The following is a 21,336-nucleotide window of genomic DNA, read 5'->3' as shown; positions in this document are numbered from 1 at the left end:
GTCACGGGCAAGTCTGACCGCCGCCCGGCGCCTCACCAGCCCTGGGCGCTCAGCGCGGTGACGGCCGGCCAGTTGAGGGTGATCGCGAGTGCGGCGAAGGCCGCGCCGAAGAGCAAGAAGCACAGGTCATGCAGCGGATCCCAGACGCCCATGCGCCGCGCCAGCCAGACCACCACCGGGTAGGCCAGCCCGAAGGCCGCGCCGTAGCCCAGCAGCGCGCCGATCAGGCCGAAGCTCTCGAGCCCGACGAGGATGCAGCCGACCATCAGCAGCGCCCGCGCCAGCGCCAGCACGAAGAAGCTGCGGCTGTCACCCGCCGCCAGCGCCGCCTGGTCGTAGGTCTGCACGATGATCTGCGGCATCTGCACGCAGGCGACGATTACCGTCACCGCCCCGGCGGCGAGGTAGCGGTCGTCGTACATCAGATCGACCAGCCAGTGGCCGCAGACGGCGAAGCTGGCGACCAGCACCAGCAGCACGCCGGTCACCGAAAAGCGCATCTTGCGCAGGCGCAGGAAGTTCTGGCGGCTCTGGCGCGGCGGGCTCTCGCGGTAGATCGGGATCAGCACCTTGCGCGTCACCATGCCGCCCAGCAGCATCGGGAAGGAGGCGAGGAAATAGCCGATGTTGTAGACCCCGAAGGCATCGAGGCTGAGGTACTTGCCGATCAGGATCTTGTCGCCCTGGCTGAAAAAGAAGCCGCAGACGGTCGACAGGAAGATCCACTTGCCGAAGTTCACCAGCTCGGCCCGTGCCTCGGGCTCCATGCGGAACCGGTTGCGGCCTCCGGCTAGCAGCAGCGAGTTGGCGATCACCTCGAAGAGGCTGCTGATCAGCCCCGAGAGCACCAGCGCCCAGACCGAGCCGGTGGCCCAGGCCAGCAGCACCGCGCTGCCGACGCCGAGGCTCTGGGTGGCCAGCTCCAGCAGCGTGACCCGGCCGAGCCGCAGGTGGCGGTTGGCGCTGTCCATGCGGGTCGGCCGGAAGCCGACGATGAGCAGCGACAGCGCCGCGACGGGCAGAAGGTACAAAAGCTGCGGCTCGTCGTAGAACAGCGCCATCGGCCAGGCCAGCACGCAGGCGGAGAGCCAGAGCCCGATGCCGCGCAGCACCTGGATGGTCCAGGCGGTGTCGAGGAAGTCGCGGTCGTCGCCGCGCTTGCTCTGCAGGATCGCCGGGGTGACGCCGACGTCGGAGAATTGCATCAGCCCCATCAGGAAGACCGAGACCAGCGCCATGAGGCCGAACGCCTCGGGAAAGAGCAGCCGGGTGAGGATCAGGTTGCTGCCGAGCCGCAGTGCCTGCGCAAAACCGAAGCTGCCCACGGTCAGCAGCGCGCTGCGCAGCACGCGCGCGCCGAGCGAGGCGCCCGAGAAGCGCTGGACCAGCGGCAGGCTCACCGGCTCCGGCTCCAGGCCGGGCGCGCCTGCGGCGTCAGCCGGACCAGCAGCGCCACCCCGGCGTAGACCGCGAAGCCCAGCGGGTCGCGCAGCGCCATGCGCAGCTTGCCCAGCGGCGAAAGCGGCAGCTTGTCGTCATTGCCGAGCAGCCCCGGGTATAGCCGTCCGACCTGCGCCACGCCCGCATCCTGCCGGCGGCGCACGCGGACCAGCGCGGGCAACCCTTCGGCGATCGGCCACTCGTAGTGGGCCGGGACCGCGCTGCGCTCCTCGGGGGCGAAGCTGAGCCGCACGAAGGTGTCGTCCGAGATGATGTCGGGGAACTCCTGCCAGCGGGCCCGCCCCTCGGCATTGACCGCGAAGACGCCGCAGCCCGGCACGCCATCCGACATGAAAGGCACCTGCCGCCAGCTGCGGGCATAGGCGCGGGCGGCCCAGCCGTGGGCGGTGATGCGCAGCCGCCCGCTGGCATAGCGCGCGCCGGGCCGCGACAGGGCGGCGTGGAGCTGCTGCAGCAGCGCCTTGCTGACCGTCACGTCGGCGTCGAGGTAAATGCGGATGCCCGAGCGCGCCGCGGCGTCGCCGGCGTTGAGCGCGGCGAGCTTGCCGCCCTCCGCGCGCTCGATCACCCGCAGGGACCAGTCGCGTGACGCGAAGTCATCCACGAAGTTGCGTGCGCGCGCAGCGGTGTCATCCGCGCAGCCGTTCGCCACCACGATGACCTCCGGCGCGGGGGTCTCCCCGGGCCAGTCCGAGGCCAGAACGGCCTTCAGGCACGCGCCGATCAGCGCGCTTTCGTTGCAAGCGGGCAGGATCACCGAAACCGCGGGGCTGCCACAAAACCGAAACTCGTCAGACGCCATGATCCGTACCAAGGACGACACACATGCCCATGTCCTGCACCAGGATGGGGTGGCTTTGCCAGTGAACTATGGCCAAAGAATGGTTTGAGGGAGTTTTTGGTTCAAATGTCGACAGCCGTCCCGGCTGGCTGCTCGGCGCGTGGGGGTCTGGTGTCTCAAAACCTTCGGATCGGGTATCTCGTGCCCCAGTTCCCGGGGCAGACGCATATCTTCTTCTGGCGCGAGGTGCAGGCGCTCGAGGCCATGGGCCACGAGGTGCACCTTTTGTCGACCCGCGTGCCGCCGGTCGGGCTGATCGCGCACAGCTGGTCCAAGGAAGCCATCGCCCGCACCACCTACCTTGGCGAGATTCGCCCCCTCGCCGCCGCCACCAGCTTGCTGCGCCTGCTGCCGCGCGGGCTGGCGCTGGACCTGCTGCGCGAGGGGCCGGGCTTTGCAAGGGACACCGCGCTGACGCTCTCGGCCGCCGAGGCGCTGCGCGACTACGCGGCGGAACACGCCCTCGACCACGTGCACGCGCACAGCTGCGGCCGCGCCGCGCTGGTGGCCACCCTTGCACAGAGACTGGGCGGCACGCCCTATTCGCTGACCCTGCACGGCCCGCTTTCCGACTACGGGCCCGGCCAGCGGGTGAAATGGCGCGAGGCCGCCTTTGCCACGGTGATCACCCGCAAGCTCACCGGCGCGCTGCAGGCGGCCCTGGGGGACAACCTGCCGCCGCGCATGGTGATCCGCCCGATGGGCGTCGACACCGATGTGCTGCGCCGCGACACGCCCTACGCGCCGCCCGAGAAGGGCCGGCCGGTGCGGCTGTTCTCCTGCGGGCGGCTGAACGTGGTGAAGGGCCACCAGGACCTGATGTCGGCCATGCGCCAGCTGCTCGACCAGGGCGTCGACGTGCGGCTGGAGATCGCCGGCGAGGATGATGCCGGCGGCAGCGGCTACCGCGCCGAGCTCGAGGCGCACCTGCGCAAGCTGCGGCTGCAGGACCACGTGAAGCTGCTGGGGGCGATCGACGCCGGCGCCGTGCGCGACAAGCTTTTGGCGGCGCATGTCTTCGTGCTGGCCTCCTGGCACGAGCCGCTCGGCGTCGCCTACATGGAGGCCATGGCCTGCGGCCTGCCGGTGATCGGCACCGACGCGGGCGGGGTGCGCGAGCTGATCGACGACGGGCATTGCGGCAAGCTGGTGCCGCCTAGGGATCCGACGGCGCTGGCGCGGGCGATCCGCGACCTGGCGCAGAACCCCGACACCGCGCGGCGGCTCGGCGCGGCGGGCCGGGTCAAGGTCGAGCAGGACTTTCGCGCCAGCCTCGGCGCCGAGTCACTGGTCGAGGAAATCCTGCGCGCGCGGCAGTAGCGGCAAAAGCCTTCGAAGGCGTTTAAGAGTCTCTTCGAAGAGCGGTGCGGCTCAGAACCCGGAGGTTGGAAGCGCCGAATCGGGCGCGTCCTCGAAGCTCAGCAGTTCGATGGCGAAGAGCGTGACCCGGCCCTTGCGCCCCTCGGCGACCAGCCGCCCCGCCGCATCGCGCGCGAAGGCGTAATCGCTCCGCGCCCCGGGCAGCAGCGCCCTGTCCTCGCCCTCCCCACCGTGCAGGTGATCGTCGCCCCCCTGCCCGACCAGCAGATCGTCCCCGGCCCCGCCGAGCAGGATATCGGGCCGCGCGCTGCCTTCCAATGTCTCGCCCCCGGGTGCGGCGCGCAGCAGCAGCCCGTCGTTGAAGGCCCCATCGGCGCGCTCTTCCCAGCCGGTGGAGGCCGAGGCGTTGTAGCTCATCAGCATGTCCCAGCGCGGATTGGCGTCATCGAGGTGGCGCAGCGCGCCCCAGCTGCCCCATTGCGAGGCCGGCGCGACGTCGACAAAGGCGTTGAACAGCGTGCCCCCCGCGGCGATCCAGCCGGTCAGCAGCTGCTCGTAGAGCTTGGCCATCTCGGGGCTGTAGTTGAACTGCGCGAAGAAGGCGGTGAGCCTCTCGTCCTGCACCCGCTCGGCCTGTGCCGCCACATGGGTGCCGCCCTCGTACATCACCAGCCGCAGCCCGGCCGCCTCGGCCCCCCCGGCGTGATAGGGCAGGATGTCCCCGGTCAGCTCGGCCAGCGAGCCCTCCTGCAGCGCCATGGCGACGGGCAGCATGGCCGCGTCGAAACGGTGCCGTTTCACGTATTCGCGCAGGGCGACGCGGCGCAGCCCCTGCGCCTCGCCGTCCTCCTGCGCCTGCATCTCGGCGCGCGACAGCCAGTCGTCCATCTGCCCGGCCATCTCCTCGCTGCCGAGCTCGTAGCCGAAATAGCCCGCCACGGCATAGGCGTCGAAACTCTCCTGCGGCGGGTGGCCGAGCGCCAGATAGGCCAGCGGCGCGGTGAGGATCTGCTCCTCGAGCCCGGGCCAGCCGGTGTGGGTGGAGATCACCCGGACCAGCCGCTGTTTCGCCTCCGCGCCGTAGACCTCGCTCCAGATGTCCATGACCTGCGCCGCGCGCAGCCCGTAGAACTGGATCCAGCCGGTCTCGGAGCGGCCCCAGCGTGCCTCGGCCTGCTGCGTCGCCCACTGCGCCTGCGGGAAGATGAAGTTCCAGACCTCGTTGGAATATTCGACATAGGCCTTCAGCCCCGGGTCGAGCCGCGCCTTCACCAGCTCGGCGAAGTGCCGAACGTAGTCGTCATCGGCCATATGCGGCAGGGTGAACCACGGGTCGGCACCGACCTCGTTGGCGAGCGCGATCATCACCTCGGGCGGCACGCCCCAGGCCACCCATGTGGCATCGCTCATCCGCGGGCGGTCGTCCCAATGCTGCACCGGGGCGCCGTTGGTCATCATCCAGTCCATGAAGCGCAGGCTGCGCAGGTCGTGGATGCGCGCCAGCCAGGCGGGGTTGAACAAGGCCCCGGCCTCGAAGAGCGGCACCTGGTCCTCGCGCACCACGTGGATGTCGCGGATCGGGTCTTCGGGATCGGTGGCCGAGATCGAGATGCCCACGGACCCCTCGCCCGGCGTGTAGTCGAAGAGCGCCCGCCCCGCCTCCATGCGCACGCGACTGGCGCGGCCGGTGAGCTGTAGATCGCCCGTGCCCTGCCACGTGACGACATAGGTGCCGCGCAGGTGCTGCGCCTCTGGGGGCTGGTCGGTGAGCAGCAGCGCCTCCAGCCGCTCGACGCCGTCGGGGATGCGCAGCGGCCAGCCGTCCGGGTCGAGCGCGCCGAGGGCGCGCAGCGCGTCGATCTCGACGCCCCCCCATTGCCCGGGCAGGTGGCCGATCCAGGGCCGCGAGGATTTCATCAGATCGACGAAGGGATGCTGGGTGGACCAGTCCGACAGGCCATTGAGCCCCATGGCCAGCGCCGGGGCGCCCTCGGGGCGGGCGCCGGAGTCGGGCAGCGCCAGGTCCGGGCGCGGCGGCAGGGGCGTCTCGGCGGCAGGCTCGACGGCAAGCTCGGCGGCGGCCTGTCGCGGCGCGTCCGGCTGCGGCGCATCCGCCGCTGTTTCCTCGGGCAGAACCTCCGAGACCGCCTGCCAGACCTGCGCGGCGACCTGCGGGTAGGCGGCGGCGATCTCGCGGTCGATCTCGGGCGGCGGCGCGTACCCCTCGGGCGGCGGCGCGCCGTAGAGAGCGCTGTAGGTCACCATGGCCGCGAGGAAATAGAGCGAGGGCGTGCCATGCGGCGCATCGTCAACATAGAGCACCTCGACCGGCACGTCCTGCAGCGGCCCGCCGTCCTCGAGCAGCGCGGCCATGACCCGCGCCACGGGAATCAGATGCACCGCCTGATCGGGCCGCGCGGCGCGCAGCTTGTCCAGCAGATCGTCGTACCAGACCCCGTAGGCGCCGAGCGTGTAGTCGTGGTAGCGCCGCATGCCGCGCGCCGAGGGCGGGTAGTCGCCGGCGGTCGAGGCCATGTCCGGCCAGCCCTCGTAGATCCACAGCGGCGTGCCCGGGGCGTGGCTCTCGACCCAGTCGGCGACCTTGAGAATCGCGTCCAGAGGGCTGGTGCCCGAGAGGTTGATGCCCGGGTAGGGCGCATCCGACGCCTGGTACTGCAGGAAGTTCGCCGGGGTGATCAGCACCGCGTCATAGCCCGCATCGCCAAAGGCGCCGCGCCCCGGATCCCAATGGTTGCTCACGCCGGGAATCGTCCAGTTCGGCTCGGGCGGCAGGTTGTCCGAGAAATCGCGCAGGAAGCCCCATTGCCCGTCGAGCGCCAGTTCCGCCCCGCCCGCCTGAGCGAGCTGCGCAAGCCAGTAGGGCGTGTTGCTATGCGCCTCCTGCCCGAGGAAATGCACCAGCGAATTGCCGAAGACGTAGACCTCGCGCTCGGGGCCGCCGCCTTCCTGCGCGAGGGCCGCGAGGGGCCAGCCGGCGGCCAGAAGTGCCGCCCTCAGTAAACGCCCGATCATCAAACTCCCCCGAAACGACCCTGAACCAAACAGCTTGTCCGAAGCATATGGGCACGCGGCGCGGTCACTCAAGCGGCGCGGGCAAGGTGCTGCGCTGCGGCATAACTTTCCGCGATCCGGGTGGGATTTTCGGTTTTCATTTCGGTTCCGCTGCGTATAGTCGCGCCCATGTTGACCCTTGGCCATATCCCCGCTGCTGCACGTGCGTTCCGCGCGCCGGTTGCGCTTGGCCTGCGTCTAGTCCTAATCCGCCTCTGAGCGCGCATCTCGGCGCGACCGCTCAGAGGAGGAACGTTTCGCGCCGGCGAACCCTTTCCAGGACGACGACTCAAGAGATCCGAAAAATGACCGACCAAGCCAAAGACCGCGTGTACATCTTCGACACGACCCTCCGTGACGGCGAGCAGTCGCCCGGCGCGACCATGACCCATGACGAGAAGCTCGAAATCGCCGAGCTGCTCGACGAGATGGGGGTCGACATCATCGAAGCCGGCTTCCCGATCGCCTCCGAAGGCGACTTCCGCGCCGTCTCGGAAATTGCCGAGCGCAGCAAGAACTCGGTGATCTGCGGCCTCGCCCGCGCCCAGATCAACGACATCGACCGCTGCTGGGAGGCGGTGAAACACGCCAACCGCCCACGCATCCACACCTTCATCGGCACCTCGCCGCTGCACCGCGCCATTCCGAACCTCACGCAGGACGAGATGGCCGAGCGCATCCACCAGACGGTGACCCATGCGCGCAACCTCTGCGACAACGTGCAGTGGTCGCCGATGGATGCCACCCGCACCGAGCATGACTACCTCTGCCGCGTGGTCGAGATCGCCATCAAGGCGGGCGCCACGACGATCAACATCCCCGACACCGTGGGCTACACCGCGCCGGTGGAATCGGCGGAACTGATCCGCATGCTGATCGAGAAGGTGCCGGGCGCCGACGAGATCATCTTCGCCACCCACTGCCACAACGACCTCGGCATGGCGACGGCGAACTCGCTGGCCGCCGTCGAGGCGGGTGCGCGGCAGATCGAATGCACGATCAACGGCCTCGGCGAGCGGGCGGGCAACACCGCGCTCGAAGAGGTGGTGATGGCGCTCAAGGTCCGCGGCGACATCATGCCGTACGAGACGCATATCGACACCCGCAAGATCATGCACATCTCGCGCCGCGTCGCGACGGTCTCGGGCTTCCCGGTGCAGTTCAACAAGGCGATCGTCGGCAAGAACGCCTTCGCCCACGAGTCCGGAATCCACCAGGACGGCATGCTCAAGAACAAAGAGACCTTCGAGATCATGCGTCCCGAGGACGTCGGTCTTGCGGGCACCTCGCTGCCGCTCGGCAAGCACTCGGGCCGCGCCGCGCTGCGCGCCAAGCTCAAGGATCTCGGCGTCGATGTGGGCGACAACCAACTCAAGGACATCTTCGTCCGGTTCAAGGATCTCGCCGACCGCAAGAAGGAGGTCTTCGACGAGGACATTCTCGCGCTGGTGACGGCGGCGATGACCGATGGCGCCGATCACCTCGAGATCGTCTCGCTCAAGGTCGTCTGCGGCACCGGTGGCCCGGCCGAGGCGACGCTCGAGATGGAGGTCGGCGGCGAAGAGAAATCCTGCGTGATGGAAGGCGACGGCCCGGTCGACGCCACCTTCAAGGCGGTGCGCGCGCTCTACCCGAACTCGGCGCGGCTGCAGCTCTACCAGGTGAACGCGGTGACCGAGGGCACCGATGCGCAGGCCACCGTGTCCGTGCGCCTCGAAGAGGACGGCAAGATCGCCACCGGCCAGTCGGCGGACACCGACACGGTCTACGCCTCGGCCAAGGCCTATGTGAACGCGCTCAACCGCCTGCACGTGCGCCGCAGCAAGACCGGCACCGACCAGAAAGAAATCAGCTACAAGGACGTTGGCTGATCCGGTCCCGGCCCGACAACGCGACGGACCACCCCGCGAAGGGCCACCCCACGACGCATCGAAGCCCGCTCCCAACGGAGCGGGCTTTTTGCTGCGTGCTCAGCCCGCGGCCCGAACGTGCACCCCTGCCCCAATCAATCCGCTCAGGCAAAATGCAGATCGTAGCTGTGCCCATGCGCGTCGGGGCCGTGGCGATCGTACCCCTCATGCGGCGTGGCAGCCTCGCCGGGAGCGGTGTGATCCAGCTTCCATTCCCAGGCGGCGTCGCCATCGAAAAGCGCGCCGTGCAGCGCCGCGTATTGGCTCTCGGCGAACATCACCTGCTCCTGCGCATGATAGGCATCTCCGACCTGCCCGGCGGGTCCGGCCGTGTCCGCAGGCCCGGCAAAGACGAAACCTTCCGACTCGTCTTCCTCTGCCAACATTCCGACAAGAAAGGCGCGCCCGGCCTCCGAAGGTGCCTCCGCGCTCACGGCGGGCGTGCTCTCGCCGATCCGGAAGGGCTCGGGAACCAGCTCGCTGCTGGGCATGTGTTCCTTGTCCTCGAGCCCCATCTCCTCGAGCGGGCCATCGATCGAAAGCTGCATGATCTCGGGCAGGCGCTCGGCCCAGCCGATGCGCCAGCTTTCCGCGTAGCCCGCGACCGTGGGCGCCGTGGCGCTGTCCTCGGGCGCGTGGTCCAGGTCGAACCAATGGCCGATGCTGATCACCGCGTTGCGCAGGCCGCGCACGCTGCCATCCGCCTCGCCGCGCAGCAACGCGAGCTTCGACTTCCGGCTCTGCGAGAGCAGGGCCTGTTCATGCGCAAGCGCATGCTCGGCGAGCGCATCCTCGAGCCGCGCCTCGTCGAGTGCCTCGAGGCGCGCGCGCAAGCGCGCATCCGTGTTGTCATACCCGAAGACCCCGGCAGAAATGCCGGCATCCACGAGAGCCAGGTCCTGAGTCGCGTGGTCCCGGGCCGCGTGATCGTGATGGACGCCGTTGTCCACACCCCAGGCCTGCCCGGAGGACAGGCCGCGTTCCTGTGTCCGTTCCATGGGTCACCCTCATTCGCTTCGTTGCGATGGCGTCACAATCGCGCAGAGGACGGGCGGAACCGGCGCAGGAACATGGCCGGAAAGCGGAGGTTTCCCGCGTTTTTAGCTGAACTGGATGAGTTGCCCGGGGCGGGCGGAGATCAGCTCTCCGCGCCCCGAAGCTCCTTGAGGATCGCGGCGAGACCGACCCGCCAATCCGGGCGCGGCAGGCCGAAGGCGGCCTCGGTCGCGCTGTTGTCCAGCCGCGAATTGGCCGGGCGTTTTGCCGGCGTCGGGAAGTCGGAGGTCGGGATGTCGACCACCTCGCAGGTGATCCCGGACTGGGCAAAGATCTCGCGGGCGAAATCGGCCCAGCTGACGTCGGGTCCGCCCGAAAGGTGGTAGGTGCCCGATTTCTCCGGCGACTCGATCAGCTGCTTCGCCGCGGCGAGGCAGAGCTCGGCGATATCCGCCGCCGGGGTCGGCCCGCCGACCTGGTCGGCGACGATGGTCAGACGGTCGCGCTCGGCCCCGAGCCTCAGCATGGTCTTCACGAAGTTCTTGCCGTGCACCGAGACGACCCAGCTCGTGCGGATGATCGCATGGGTGCCGCCGGCGGCGCGCACCGCCGCCTCGCCCGCCAGCTTGGTGCGGCCGTAGGCGCCGAGCGGGCCGGTGCGGGCATCGGGGGCAAAGGGCTGATCGCCCGTGCCGTCGAAGACGTAGTCCGTGGAGATATGGATGAAGGGAATGCCGAGATCGGCGCAGGCCCGCGCCATGGCGCCCGGCGACTCGCCGTTGACCCGCGCGGCGGTGACCTCGTCACTCTCGGCGGCGTCCACCGCGGTATAGGCGGCGGCGTTGATCACCACGTCGGGGGCCTCGGCCCGCACCGCCTCGGCGCAATCGGCCGGGTCGGTCAGGTCCGCCTCGTCGCGCCCAAGCGCCACCACCGGCGCCCGGCGCTGCACCTCGCGCGCCACCTGCCCCGTCGCGCCGAACATCAGTATCCGCATGATCTATCCGTGTCTTCCAAGTTGCCTGTCTGCCGGGCTCAGAGCATTGCCGGCACGACCTGGTCCGGCGGGCGGTGCCCGTCGGCAAAGGTCTTGACGTTGATGATCACCTTTTCGCCCATCTCGATCCGGCCTTCCAGCGTCGCCGAGCCCATGTGCGGCAACATCACCACATTGGGCATGTTCACCAGCTCGGGATTGCCCTTGATCTTGTGCTGGTAGACGTCGAGCCCGGCGCCGCCGAGCTCGCCCGCCTTGAGCATCCGGGTCAGCGCCGATTCGTCGATCACCTCGCCGCGCGAGGTGTTCACCAGCACTGCCGAGGGTTTCATCAGCCGCAGCCGCCGCGCGTTCAGCAGGTGGAAGGTCGAGGGCGTGTGCGGGCAGTTGACCGACACCACGTCCATCCGCGCCACCATCTGGTCGAGGCTCTCCCAGTAGGTCGCCTCCAGCGCGGCCTCGGTCTCGTCGCGCAGCCGGCGGCGGTTGTGGTAGTGGATCTGCATGCCGAAGGCCGAGGCGCGCCGCGCCACCGCCTGGCCGATCCGCCCCATGCCGAGGATGCCGAGCCGTTTTCCGCCGAGCCGGGTGCCGAGGAAGGCGGTCGGCGCCCAGCCGGCCCAGTTGCCCTCCTGCATGGTGGCGAGACCCTCCTGCATGCGGCGCATCACCGCCAGCATCAGCCCCATCACCATGTCGGCGGTATCGTCGGTCATCACCCCCGGCGTGTTCGACACCATGATGCCGCGCGCCCGGGCGGTTTCCACGTCGATATGGTCGACGCCCGCACCATAGTTGGCGATCAGCTTGAGTCGCGGACCGGCCTGGGCGATCAGCCCGGCGTCGATCTGGTCGGTCAGCGTGGGCACCAGCACATCGGCCTCGGCCATCGCGGCGGTCAATTCCGCGCGAGTCATCGCGAGGTCGTCGGTGCGCAGCTTGACGTTGAAAAGCTCGCTCAGGCGGGTTTCAACCACCTCCGGCAAACGTCGCGTGACGACAACAGTCAGGCGTTTCTGCGGCATTCCGGTCAGGGCCTCCCTTTCCTTACGCGTTCCGCTTTGGCACACTGTCGCAAGCGTGCACGGGGCACAAGAACCCCGGCATAAAATCTCGAGCAGGACAGACACGATGGTCAGGACTTCTGTGTTGGCGGGGCTGCTTGCCGCCCTGCTGAGCGGCACGGCCGCGCAGGCGGCCGAAGAGCGCGGGCCGGTCACCAACCTGCCGCTGCCGCGCTACGTGTCGCTGAAGACCAGCGAGGGCAACGCCCGGCGCGGCCCCTCGCTCACCCACCGCATCGACTGGGTCTACAAGCGGCGCGACATGCCGCTCGAGATCATCGCCGAATATGGTCACTGGCGCCGCGTGCGCGACAAGGACGGCGCGGGCGGCTGGATCCACTACGCGCTGCTCTCGGGCGTGCGCACGGTGCTGGTCGAGGAGGACATGCTCGAGCTGCACCAGCGCCCCGACCCGGACACCCCCGTCGAGGCCAAGCTGGCGGTCGGGGTCATCGCCCATCTCGAGCACTGCGAGAAGGACTGGTGCGAGCTCTCCGCGGGCGGCTACGACGGCTGGGCGCCGAAAAGCGCGGTCTGGGGCGTCGGACCGGACGAAATCCTCGAATAGCCCGCTCAGCGCTGCCAGCGGTAGAGGATGTCGAAGCGCTCCTCGCCCACCGCCTCGAAACCGCAGGCCCGGTAAAACCCGTTTGCCGGGCTCCCCTTCAACGCCATGAGCCGGATCGGCAGACCCGCCGCCCGCGCGTCCTGCTGCAGCTCCGCGACGACGCGGCGGCCAACCCCCAGGCCGCGCACCTGATCCGCGAGGTAGAGGTGGTCGAGGTAATGCTCGTCCGGGCGCTGCCGCAGCACGAAGAAGCCGATGATCTGCTCAACATTCAGCAGCACCGTCGTCTCCGCGGGCACGAAGCTGTCAAGGAAGCGGCGCCGGACACGCAGCGGGTCGTAGCGCCCCAATGCCTCGAGGCTCGGACGCATTGCCTCGGCGCGCAGCTCGGCAAGCGCCGGCGCGTCTGAAGGCACAGCGATGCGCCGGGTAATCTGCATGGGGTCCTGTCCGGTTCCGAAACACCCCTTTCCATAGCCCTCCGCAGGGCCCGCGGAAACGGAAAACGGCGGGGGCCCGCGTTAGGCCGCCTGCCGGACCAGCAGCGCGGATTCGCGGGCGGAGAGGTTGCGACGGGCATGGGCGCCATAGTCGGCCGGGCGCAGCTCGACGCCCGGCAACAGCGCCAGAAGCCGCGCGCGGTCCGGCGCCGAAAGGCTCGACAGCGCGGTATTGGCCGGGTGGAAGCTCTCGGTCTCGACGCCATTGGCAAAGACGATCTCGTGCCGTGGCAGCAACAGGTGAAAATAGGTCACCTCGCGCAGCGCCAGGTCACGACGGATGGTCGAGCCGTTCACCAGGTGTTTGGCCGCCACCAGGACCTCGTCGATGCCGAACAACTCCCGCGGCACCGCGCCGCGGATCAGCATGCGGTGCTCGGGAGAGACGAGAAACGCATCTTCGGGGCACGCGATGCCGAAGGCCCCGGCACGGATGAGCACCGGGCGCAGTTCCGGCAGCACGTGCAGCCGCGCGCCGGTCATCCGGCGGCTGCCGGTCCATTGCACCGGCTGAAGCCCATTGTCCTTGGTCTGCACGAGATCGCCCTCGCGCAGGGTCTCGACCGGCGCCAGGCCCCGATGGGTGAGGATACGGGTGCCCTTGGCGAAGCAGATCACGCCCCCTGCGTCGGGCTGCGCCGGGTCGCGCTGCGGCGCGGACGCGCCAGAGCCGCTCACCACCCGCAGGTCGCGGCCGCGCGGCGGCACGGCGTCGAGAAACATCAGAAGAGGCCGGGGGCTCTGGGCCAGGTCGATCCGGCTCACCGTGTAGCGGGACTGCCCGTCGGTGACGACGAAGCTCGCCTCGGTCGTGTCCGGCGTGACGGCGCCCGCGCCACCGAAGGCGTCGCCAACCAATTGACGCACTCTGAGAGCCGCGCGTCCACGACGCGCCGCCTCTCCGTCTGCCTGGTCAATCCCCGACGGACCCACAGGTCCGTCAACCCGTACAATGTCACCATTCCAGGCCCATCGGGCCCCGACCTGCAGCGAGGACACTGGTGCGGCCTTGAGGCCGTCTATGTGTGTCTGTGACCAGGAGACGACAAACGTGCCATGCGAGGCCGTTGCCATGTCCTGAAATCCTGCTCTCGTTTTCTTTTTGTATGCAGTTTTCAAAATACCAAGCGTCGCGCCCCGGTCCTAGCGGCAATGACGCCATTGAGCGGCAGTCAGGTGACCCAATTTGTGTCAGATTCTTGCCTCGGCAGAGCCGCGAACCGGCACGCACAACCCCCGGCGGTGAGTGGGTCGAATCACCCGGCCCGCAGGCTGCCGTACGGCGGACGGGGCGCGGCGCGACAGCGCTGCCCCTCCGCCCCTCCCGCGCCATTGGACAAGCCCGCCATAGCGGGATAACACGCGGACATCTCAAGTTCAGGGATCCCCATGTCCGAAACCCCTTCCGACATCGCCCGCCGGGTGCTGGCCACCGAGACCGAGGCGTTGGTGCGCCTCTCGGACGAGCTGCCCGCGGATTTCGACGCCGTGGTGGCGCTGCTGCTGAGCATCCGCGGCCGCGTCATCGTCTCCGGCATGGGCAAGTCCGGCCATGTCGCCGCGAAGATCGCCGCCACCCTCGCCTCGACCGGCACCCCGGCGCAATTCGTGCACCCGGGCGAGGCCAGCCACGGCGATCTCGGCATGATCACCTCGGCCGACGCGGTGATCCTGATCTCCAACTCCGGCGAAACCCGCGAGCTCGCCGACATGATCGGCTATTGCGCGCGCTTCTCGATCCCGATGATCGCCCTCACCAAGCGCGCCGAAAGCACGCTGGCCAGCGCCGCCGACCACATCCTTCTGCTCCCCGACGCCCCAGAGGCCTGCGCCATCGGCATGGCGCCCACCACCTCGACGACCCTGTGCATGGCGCTCGGCGATGCGCTCGCCGTGGCGCTGATGAGCAACCGCGGCTTCGGCCGCGAGAGCTACGCGCATTTTCACCCCGGCGGCTCGCTCGGCGCAGCGCTGCTGCGGGTCTCGGCGGTGATGCACAAGGGCGACGAGTTGCCCGTGGTTACCCCCGACACCCCCATGAGCGAGGCGCTGGTGGTCATGTCGCAAAAAGGCTTCGGCGTCGCGGCGGTGGTGACCGAGGGCCGCGTTGCGGGCATCATCACCGACGGCGACCTGCGCCGCAACATGGAGGGGCTGCTGGAGCGCCGCGCGGGCGAGGTTGCCACGCCCGGCCCGCTGGTCACCCGTCCCGACACCCTGCTTACGGAGGCACTCGGCGTGCTCAACGCGAAGAAACGGACCGTCCTTCTGGTGGTCGACGAGGCCGAGCGCCTCGTCGGGCTGCTGCACATCCACGACGCGCTGCGGGCAGGTGTGGCATGAGCGCCGTCATCTTCATCCCCGCCCGCTACGCCTCGAGCCGCTACCCGGGCAAGCCGCTGGTCGAGCTGACCGGCGCCACCGGCGAGAAGAAGAGCCTGATCCAGCGCGCCTGGGACGCCGCGCTCTCGGTCGAGGGCGTCTCGGCGGTCTACGTGCTGACCGACGACGAGCGCATCGCCGAGGCGGCGCGCGGCTTCGGCGCCGAGGTGCTGATGACCTCGGACCAGGCCCGCAACGGCACCGAGCGCTGCGCCGAGGGCGTCGCCCAGCTCGACGGCGAGCCGGAAATGGTGATCAACCTGCAGGGCGACGCCCCGCTGACCCCGCCGTGGTTCATCGAGGCGCTGATCGCCGCCATGCAGGATCCGTCAGTCGAGATGGCCACCCCGGTGCTGAAGACCGATCCCGAGACGCTGGCGAACTTCGTCACCGACCGCCACGCCGGCCGCGTCGGCGGCACCACCGCAGTGATGCGCCACGACGGCACCGCGCTCTACTTCTCCAAGGAAGTGCTGCCCTACGTCGGCAACCTCGAAACCCCGCCCGAGGTCTGGCACCATGTCGGCGTCTACGGCTATCGCCCCGATGCGCTGCGCCGCTACGCCGCCTGGGCCGAGGGCCCGCTGGAGCGCGCCGAGGGGCTCGAGCAGCTGCGCTTCCTCGAGAACGGCACCCCTGTCACCTGCGTGCCCGTCGAGGCCCGCGGCCGGGTGTTCTGGGAACTCAACAACCCCGTCGACGTGGCCCGCATCGAGGCCGTTCTGAAGAAGGAAGGCATCGCATGACCGCCAACAAGCCCGTCGCCGTCAAATCCGTCACCTTCGCCAATGACGCGCCGCTGGCGCTGATCGCCGGGCCGTGCCAGCTCGAAAGCCTCGAGCACGCGCGCATGCTGGCCGAGAAGATCGCCGCCGCCGCCGAGGCCGCGCGCACGCCGTGGGTGTTCAAGGGCAGCTTCGACAAGGCCAACCGCTCCTCGCTCTCGGGCAAGCGCGGCATCGGCATGGAGGCGGGGCTGTCGATCCTGTCGCAGATCGGCGCCGAGTTCAGCGTGCCGGTGCTCACCGACATCCACACCGCCGAGCAATGCGCCACGGTGGCCGAGGCGGTCGACATCCTGCAGATTCCGGCGTTCCTCTCGCGCCAGACCGACCTGCTGCTCGCCGCGGGCGAGACCGGCGCGGCGATCAACGTGAAAAAGGGCCAGTTCCTCGCCCCCTGGGACATGGCGAACGTGGCCTCCAAGATCGCCAGCACCGGCAACGAGCGGCTGCTGCTCTGCGAGCGCGGCGCCAGCTTCGGCTACAACATGCTGGTCTCGGACATGCGTTCGCTGCCGATCATGGCGGACACCGGCTACCCGGTGGTCTTCGACGCCACCCACTCGGTGCAGCTCCCGGGTGGGCAAGGCACGTCCTCGGGCGGCCAGCGTCAATTCGTGCCCACGCTGGCCCGCGCCGCCGTCGCCGTGGGCTGCGCCGCGGTCTTCATCGAGACGCATGAGGACCCGGACAACGCACCGTCGGACGGGCCGAACATGGTGCCGGTGGACCAGCTCGGCGCGCTGCTGACCAAGCTGCGCGCGCTCGACGAGGTGTCGAAGGGGGCGTAGGCGCCCCCTCCGCCCTCTGCCTAGCGGAAGAGCTGTAGCACCAGCGGTGCCAGCAGGCCGGTCAGCACCGCGTTCATCCCCATGCCGATCCCGGCGAAGGCCCCGGCGGTGGGGTTGACCTGCAGCGCCCGCGCGGTGCCCACGCCATGAGCGGCGACGCCAGTGGCAAAGCCCCGCCCGCGCCAGTCGCGCAGCCCCAGCGCGTTCAGCATCGGCGTCACGGCGATCGCCCCGATCATCCCGGTCATCAGCACCAGCACCGCGGTCATCGCCGGATCGCCGCCGAGCTTTTCCGAGATGCCGATCGCCACCGGCGCGGTCGCCGATTTCGGCGCCAGCGAGGCCAGCAGGCCGAAGTCCGCCCCCAGCAGCCAGGCCAGACCCAGAGCGGACACCACCGCGGTCAGCGAGCCCGCCAGCAGCGCCAGCGCCATGGGCAGCGCCGCCTTGCGCACCCGGCGCAGGTTGGCGTGCAGCGGCAGCGCCAGCGACACAGTCGCCGGGCCGAGCATGAAGTGGACGAACTGCGCACCCTCGAAATAGGTCTCGTAGGGCGTGCCCGTGGCGAGCAGCAGCGTGCCCAGCACGATCACCGACAGCAGCACCGGGTTGAACCAGGGCTTGCCGCGCGACAGGCGGAAGATGCGGTCGCCGATCCAATAGGCGACCAGCGTGGCGGTGAGCCAGAGCAGCGGCCCGCTCTCGAGGTAGGACCAGATCAGCAGCGGGTCGGTCATGCCTCCTCCTCCTCGTCGACATTGCCGGTGAGCCGCGCCACGTGCTCGAAGGTCAGCGCGCCGACGCAGATCGCCAGCAGCGTCGAGCCGATCAGCGACACGCCGATGGCCAGCGCATGCGCCGACAGGTCCGACAGCCGTGCCACCGCCCCCACGCCCACCGGCACGAAGAGCAGCGAGAGGTTCTGCAACAGGAAGCTCGCCACCGGCCGGATCAGCGCCAGCAGCCGTTCCGAGAGCGCCATGCCGATCACCATCGCCACCATCGCCAGCACCGGCCCAGGCAGCGGCAGGGAAAACATGCGCGAGATCACCTCGCCGCAGAGCTGGAAGAGCAGCAGTGTGATGATTCCGGAGACGATGGCGGGCATGGGCTGACCTCTTGGTGGTGGTGCATGCCGCCACCTAACGGCTGACCCAGGGGCAAGTCGAGAGGGCGGAAGCCCGCGCCGCGGCAATGCCCCGCGCCCCTGCCGCGGAAACAGGCAGCGCGCCCGCCCTTTCGCCTAGGTTCAAATATCCCGGGGGAGTCGCCATAGGCGACGGGGGCAGAGCCCCCTCTTCCTCTTCCTCTTCCGCGCAGCTGACGCATAAAACCCGTCGCTCAAACGAAAAAGGCCACCCGCTCTGGGTGGCCTTTTCTCTCATGCGGTCTCCGGAAGTGCTTTCGGAAGAACCGTGGTGCCGCTGAAGGGACTCGAACCCCCGACCCCATCATTACGAATGACGTGCTCTACCAGCTGAGCTACAGCGGCACTGGTGGGCGGCCTCTTAGCACCGAGGCCGCCGCAGGAAAAGGCCTATTTTGCCTTCTCGGGCTCGCGCTCCACCGCACCGCTTTCGACCGTGTCCTCGACGGTCTCGGCGTCCGGCACATCGTTCTTCGCCCCAGGCGACGCGGCGCCGGACTCAGAGGCGGAGTCCGGGGTGGCCTCCGGACTCGGTCGCAGCACCTCCGGTGCCGCCTCGGCCTCCTGCGCGGCGTCCTTTTCCGCCTGTGCCTCGGCGCTGCGGTCCTCGAGCGAGCCGATGATCAGCGGCAGCATCTCGGCGCCGGCGGGGGCCACGTCGGATTGCGGCGGGGTGCGCCAGCTCAGCGTGTCGAAACCCTCGCAGTTGGCGCAGACCGGGCCCCATTCGGCGTGGATGTGGTTGCACTTGTCGCAGACCCACTGCGGGCCGCGCGGCGCCAGCAGCGCCTTGGCCAGCCAGCCGCGCACCACCGGCTCCTCGGCCCCCTCGCCCTTGGCGATCGCCGCCATCACCGTCAGCACGCGGGCATCCGGCTCGGTCTCGGCGAGGTTGCCCACGGCGCGGCGCGCCTCGGGGAAGTCTTCGGCGGCGAGCGCCAGCTCGGCCTTCAGCAGCTTGGTCTCGCGGTGCTCGGTGTTGACCGAGGTCAGCGTGCCGAACCGCTTCATCCGCGCCGCCGGAGTCTCGTTCGGCGCGATCTCGGCGAAGGCGGCGGCGAGATCCGGGTGCGGCTGCACCGACCAGGCCTTCTTGAGGATGCGGGTCGCCAGCTTGGGCTTTTCCTGCGCGATGTAGGAGCGCGCCGCCATGGCGACACCGGGGATCAGGTCGGGCGAGCCCTTGGCCGCGGCAATCGCCGCCTCGCGGGCCTCGATCGGCTTGTCCTCGTCCATGATGTCCTTGGCTTCCGACAGCGCCAGCACCGCGTCGCGGCGGCGGTAGACATCGCGCGGCAGCGCGCCGTGCTTGAGCTTGGCCGAGAGCGTCTTGCGCGCGCCCTGCCAGTCGTGCTTGGCGGCCTGAAGCTGCAGCAGCACGTCCTGGATTTCCTCGTGCTTGGGCTTCAGGGCAAAGGCGCGCTCGGCCAGCTTCAGCGCCGTATCCGTGTCGCCCTTGGCGAGCTTCTGCTTCATCATCCCGCGGATGCCGACGAAGCGGGTCTGCTCGTTGGTGATGAGCTTCTTGTAGACCTCCTCGGCGCGGCGCGAGTCGCCGGTCATCTCGGCGGCCTGCGCGGTCAGCAGCTGGGTCAGCTCGGGCTTGTGCAGGTAGCGCTCGGCCTTCTGGGCCTTGGCCATGGCGAGCTTGCCCTCGCCCGAGGCCAGCGCCAGCAGCCCCTCGGACATGGCCTGGTAGCCCTTGCGCTCGCGGTTGCGGTCGAAATAGCGCGACAGCGCCGTGTCATCGCCGTTGATGAACTTCAGCACCGCGATAAGCAGCGAGACCAGCTTGAAGACCACCCAGAGCACGATGACCAGCACGATGGCGGCGATCACCGATTGCAGCGGCCCGAGGGTGAATTCCATCCCGCCGGCGGTGACCTGGATGCCGCCCTGGCTTTCCATCAGGTAGCCGGCCCCGAGGGTCAGCCCCGCGACGGCGGCGACGAAGAGAACGATTTTCAGAAGTGACCAAAGCATGAAAACGATCCCTTACCCTCAGTTCTGGTTCAGTGTCTGTGCAACGGCATCGGCGCCGTCGAGTGCCGCCTTGCGCGTCTCGGCGCGGGCGGTCCATTCGGCCAGCTCGGCCTGGGCCGGCTCGGGCAGGGCCGCGAGCTCGCTCAGCACGGTGCCGAGATCGCCCGAGCGCAGCGCCGCCTCGGCGCGGGACAGCACGGCATCCGGGTCATCGCCCGCGCGCGGCTCGACCGAGCGCGCGCCAAGCTGGTTGGCGAAGAAGGTGGTGACGCGGCTGGCGGTGTCCTCGGTGGTCGACTCCGCCCGGCGCGCGGCCGAGAGCGCATCGCGCGCGGCCGGCGGGAACTCCGTTTCCAGCGCCGAGAGCGTCGGCACGCCGTCGCCCGCCGGGGCGCTCAGCCCCTCGGGCACGTCGACACCGTTCTCCTGCATGGTCTGGATCGCACCGGCATAGGGCGTGCCGTCGCGCAGCGCGGTCTCGACATCGGCGAGCGCCGAGCGTGACTCGGCGACCATCGCCTGGTCCGAGGCCGCCTCGCGGGCCTGCATCGCCTCCTGGGTCATCTGCTCGACCTCGGCGCGCTGCGTCTCGATCGCGGTGCGCACGTCGGCAAGCGCCTTTTCATAGGCGGCCATGGCCTCGGGCGAGACCGACTCCGAAAGCCACTGGTTCTGCATGTCCTCGATGCGGGTCTGCAGCTGCGCCACCTGCTCGCTGAGCGAGGCTGCGGAGCCCTCGGCGGCCTGCATGCGGGCGCCGAGATCGGCGGTGGAGGTTTCCAGCCCCGACAGGTCGATGCCGCCTACCTGCGCCGCGGTTTCGGCAACCGTGCCGCTCAGCGCGTCGATCTCTTCGGACTGGGCCGCCAGCGCCGCCGAGGTCTCTGCCTCGAAGCCCGCGCCGCCGTCTCCGAAGGGGTAGCTGCCGGATTGGTAGCTCGACGCGCCCCAGCCTAGGGCGGCCGCGATGATGCCGCCGAGCGCCATGGGCACGAAGCCGCCCTTGCGCTCGACCACGGTCTCGCGGACCACCTCGCGCGGCGGCACGGCGGCTGCCGCGGCGGGCTCAAAGCTCTGCGCCTCCGCCGCGACGGTGTCCTCGCCCCCGGCGATCAGCGTATCGGCGTCCTTGCCGACATCCGTCTCGCTGTCGAGCTCGACCGCCTCGCCGACCGAGTGGATCGATTCCATCGAGTTCGCCGGTTCCTGCGCGGCCTCCTGGGCGACGGTGTCGTCGCCATCCGCGCCCTCGAGCGTCTCGGGGGTCTCGGCGGGCAGCGTATCATCGGCATCCGCCTCGAGGCTCTCGGCCCCGGCGGCGTTCTTTACCTCGTCGCCGAGCGTGTCCGCGCCCTCGCCCGCCACGCTGTCGGCAGAGGAGGTCTCGTCGCTGCTTCCGGGCCTGTCTTCCGGGGTGGTTTCGGTCTCGGGAGTCTCAGCCTCCGGGAGCTTGCCCTCCTCCGGCTTGTCCCCCTCGAGCTTGTCCTTGGCGTCGTCTAGAGGCTTCTTCTTGTCGGCCACG

General features: G+C 69.4%; 18 protein-coding genes and 1 tRNA gene. 6 read left to right on the top strand and 13 right to left on the bottom strand.

Features of this window, described 5'->3' with window-relative positions:
• Positions 1-32: 32 nt before the first annotated feature.
• Complete coding sequence (locus LC039_RS10780) at positions 33-1,400, bottom strand: oligosaccharide flippase family protein (protein ID WP_226624011.1); 1,368 nt, start codon at positions 1,398-1,400, stop codon at positions 33-35.
• The gene (locus tag LC039_RS10775) at positions 1,397-2,263 is read right to left on the bottom strand and encodes a glycosyltransferase (protein WP_226624010.1); all 867 of its coding nucleotides are present in this window, start codon (positions 2,261-2,263) and stop codon (positions 1,397-1,399) included. The genes LC039_RS10780 and LC039_RS10775 overlap by 4 nt, the downstream gene beginning before the upstream one ends.
• Positions 2,264-2,413: 150 nt before the next feature.
• Here LC039_RS10775 and epsE point away from each other — a divergent pair, with 150 nt between their 5' ends.
• Positions 2,414-3,622, top strand: coding sequence for an exopolysaccharide biosynthesis GT4 family glycosyltransferase EpsE (gene epsE / locus LC039_RS10770; RefSeq protein WP_413463829.1), 1,209 nt, complete (start codon positions 2,414-2,416; stop codon positions 3,620-3,622).
• 51 nt (positions 3,623-3,673) lie between these two features.
• Here epsE and LC039_RS10765 read toward each other — a convergent pair whose 3' ends face one another.
• Positions 3,674-6,655, bottom strand: coding sequence for a calcium-binding protein (locus tag LC039_RS10765; RefSeq protein ID WP_226624006.1), 2,982 nt, complete (start codon positions 6,653-6,655; stop codon positions 3,674-3,676).
• A gap of 344 nt (positions 6,656-6,999) precedes the next feature.
• Here LC039_RS10765 and LC039_RS10760 point away from each other — a divergent pair, with 344 nt between their 5' ends.
• Positions 7,000-8,565 carry a 2-isopropylmalate synthase gene (locus tag LC039_RS10760; protein WP_226624004.1) on the top strand — a complete coding sequence of 522 codons (1,566 nt, stop codon included), beginning with the start codon at positions 7,000-7,002 and terminating at the stop codon, positions 8,563-8,565.
• Positions 8,566-8,708: 143 nt separating this feature from the next.
• Here the strand turns inward: LC039_RS10760 and LC039_RS10755 are convergent, their stop codons facing one another.
• The 3 genes from LC039_RS10755 to LC039_RS10745 all read right to left on the bottom strand — a co-directional run bounded on the left by LC039_RS10755 (position 8,709) and on the right by LC039_RS10745 (position 11,622).
• A complete protein-coding gene (locus tag LC039_RS10755; protein WP_226624003.1) occupies positions 8,709-9,602 on the bottom strand; it encodes a hypothetical protein in 894 nt (297 codons plus the stop codon).
• A gap of 140 nt (positions 9,603-9,742) precedes the next feature.
• On the bottom strand, positions 9,743-10,597 hold the full coding sequence (rfbD, locus tag LC039_RS10750; RefSeq protein ID WP_226624002.1) for a dTDP-4-dehydrorhamnose reductase: 855 nt from the start codon (positions 10,595-10,597) through the stop codon (positions 9,743-9,745).
• 38 nt (positions 10,598-10,635) lie between these two features.
• Positions 10,636-11,622 carry a 2-hydroxyacid dehydrogenase gene (locus LC039_RS10745; protein ID WP_226624001.1) on the bottom strand — a complete coding sequence of 329 codons (987 nt, stop codon included), beginning with the start codon at positions 11,620-11,622 and terminating at the stop codon, positions 10,636-10,638.
• Between the two features lie 106 nt (positions 11,623-11,728).
• On the opposite strand from LC039_RS10745, the gene LC039_RS10740 reads away from it, so the two are divergent.
• Positions 11,729-12,229: an SH3 domain-containing protein gene (locus LC039_RS10740; RefSeq protein ID WP_226624000.1), complete on the top strand. Its 501-nt coding sequence runs from the start codon at positions 11,729-11,731 to the stop codon at positions 12,227-12,229.
• Positions 12,230-12,234: 5 nt separating this feature from the next.
• On the opposite strand, the gene LC039_RS10735 is transcribed toward LC039_RS10740, so the two are convergent.
• Together LC039_RS10735 and LC039_RS10730 are read right to left on the bottom strand one after the other, a co-directional pair.
• Positions 12,235-12,669 carry a GNAT family N-acetyltransferase gene (locus LC039_RS10735; protein ID WP_226623999.1) on the bottom strand — a complete coding sequence of 145 codons (435 nt, stop codon included), beginning with the start codon at positions 12,667-12,669 and terminating at the stop codon, positions 12,235-12,237.
• A gap of 81 nt (positions 12,670-12,750) precedes the next feature.
• A complete protein-coding gene (locus LC039_RS10730; protein ID WP_319003716.1) occupies positions 12,751-13,596 on the bottom strand; it encodes a Hint domain-containing protein in 846 nt (281 codons plus the stop codon).
• A 522-nt stretch (positions 13,597-14,118) separates the two neighbouring features.
• On the opposite strand from LC039_RS10730, the gene LC039_RS10725 reads away from it, so the two are divergent.
• From LC039_RS10725 to kdsA, 3 genes are read left to right on the top strand one after another with little or no spacing between them, the layout of a single operon-like run.
• Positions 14,119-15,072, top strand: coding sequence for a KpsF/GutQ family sugar-phosphate isomerase (locus tag LC039_RS10725; RefSeq protein ID WP_226623995.1), 954 nt, complete (start codon positions 14,119-14,121; stop codon positions 15,070-15,072).
• Positions 15,069-15,857, top strand: coding sequence for a 3-deoxy-manno-octulosonate cytidylyltransferase (locus tag LC039_RS10720; protein WP_226623994.1), 789 nt, complete (start codon positions 15,069-15,071; stop codon positions 15,855-15,857). The genes LC039_RS10725 and LC039_RS10720 overlap by 4 nt, the downstream gene beginning before the upstream one ends.
• Positions 15,854-16,684, top strand: coding sequence for a 3-deoxy-8-phosphooctulonate synthase (gene kdsA / locus LC039_RS10715; RefSeq protein ID WP_226623993.1), 831 nt, complete (start codon positions 15,854-15,856; stop codon positions 16,682-16,684). Before LC039_RS10720 ends, kdsA begins: the two co-directional genes overlap by 4 nt.
• A 20-nt stretch (positions 16,685-16,704) precedes the next feature.
• Here kdsA and LC039_RS10710 read toward each other — a convergent pair whose 3' ends face one another.
• The 5 genes from LC039_RS10710 to LC039_RS10690 form a co-directional block, all read right to left on the bottom strand.
• The gene (locus LC039_RS10710) at positions 16,705-17,421 is read right to left on the bottom strand and encodes an LrgB family protein (protein WP_226623991.1); all 717 of its coding nucleotides are present in this window, start codon (positions 17,419-17,421) and stop codon (positions 16,705-16,707) included.
• Positions 17,418-17,792 carry a CidA/LrgA family protein gene (locus LC039_RS10705; RefSeq protein WP_226623989.1) on the bottom strand — a complete coding sequence of 125 codons (375 nt, stop codon included), beginning with the start codon at positions 17,790-17,792 and terminating at the stop codon, positions 17,418-17,420. Before LC039_RS10705 ends, LC039_RS10710 begins: the two co-directional genes overlap by 4 nt.
• A 308-nt stretch (positions 17,793-18,100) precedes the next feature.
• Positions 18,101-18,176: transfer RNA gene (locus tag LC039_RS10700), tRNA-Thr, on the bottom strand.
• A 45-nt stretch (positions 18,177-18,221) separates the two neighbouring features.
• Positions 18,222-19,814, bottom strand: a complete 1,593-nt coding sequence (locus LC039_RS10695) for a heme biosynthesis protein HemY (RefSeq protein ID WP_226623987.1) — start codon at positions 19,812-19,814, stop codon at positions 18,222-18,224.
• 18 nt (positions 19,815-19,832) lie between these two features.
• Positions 19,833-21,335 carry a COG4223 family protein gene (locus tag LC039_RS10690; RefSeq protein WP_226623985.1) on the bottom strand — a complete coding sequence of 501 codons (1,503 nt, stop codon included), beginning with the start codon at positions 21,333-21,335 and terminating at the stop codon, positions 19,833-19,835.
• Position 21,336: the final 1 nt, after the last annotated feature.

Source organism: Alloyangia pacifica (assembly GCF_020524285.1).
Classification (GTDB): Bacteria; Pseudomonadota; Alphaproteobacteria; order Rhodobacterales; family Rhodobacteraceae; genus Salipiger; species Salipiger pacificus_B.
This window is presented reverse-complemented; position numbering and strand designations above follow the sequence as displayed.

Coding starts and splice junctions, on each gene's coding strand:
- LC039_RS10775 (WP_226624010.1), bottom strand. CDS start 2,263: ATGGCGTCTGACGAGTTTCGGTTTTGTGGCAGCCCCGCGGTTTCGGTG.
- LC039_RS10765 (WP_226624006.1), bottom strand. CDS start 6,655: ATGATCGGGCGTTTACTGAGGGCGGCACTTCTGGCCGCCGGCTGGCCC.
- LC039_RS10760 (WP_226624004.1), top strand. CDS start 7,000: ATGACCGACCAAGCCAAAGACCGCGTGTACATCTTCGACACGACCCTC.
- LC039_RS10755 (WP_226624003.1), bottom strand. CDS start 9,602: ATGGAACGGACACAGGAACGCGGCCTGTCCTCCGGGCAGGCCTGGGGT.
- rfbD (WP_226624002.1), bottom strand. CDS start 10,597: ATGCGGATACTGATGTTCGGCGCGACGGGGCAGGTGGCGCGCGAGGTG.
- LC039_RS10745 (WP_226624001.1), bottom strand. CDS start 11,622: ATGCCGCAGAAACGCCTGACTGTTGTCGTCACGCGACGTTTGCCGGAG.
- LC039_RS10740 (WP_226624000.1), top strand. CDS start 11,729: ATGGTCAGGACTTCTGTGTTGGCGGGGCTGCTTGCCGCCCTGCTGAGC.
- LC039_RS10735 (WP_226623999.1), bottom strand. CDS start 12,669: ATGCAGATTACCCGGCGCATCGCTGTGCCTTCAGACGCGCCGGCGCTT.
- LC039_RS10725 (WP_226623995.1), top strand. CDS start 14,119: ATGTCCGAAACCCCTTCCGACATCGCCCGCCGGGTGCTGGCCACCGAG.
- LC039_RS10720 (WP_226623994.1), top strand. CDS start 15,069: ATGAGCGCCGTCATCTTCATCCCCGCCCGCTACGCCTCGAGCCGCTAC.
- kdsA (WP_226623993.1), top strand. CDS start 15,854: ATGACCGCCAACAAGCCCGTCGCCGTCAAATCCGTCACCTTCGCCAAT.
- LC039_RS10710 (WP_226623991.1), bottom strand. CDS start 17,421: ATGACCGACCCGCTGCTGATCTGGTCCTACCTCGAGAGCGGGCCGCTG.
- LC039_RS10705 (WP_226623989.1), bottom strand. CDS start 17,792: ATGCCCGCCATCGTCTCCGGAATCATCACACTGCTGCTCTTCCAGCTC.
- LC039_RS10695 (WP_226623987.1), bottom strand. CDS start 19,814: ATGCTTTGGTCACTTCTGAAAATCGTTCTCTTCGTCGCCGCCGTCGCG.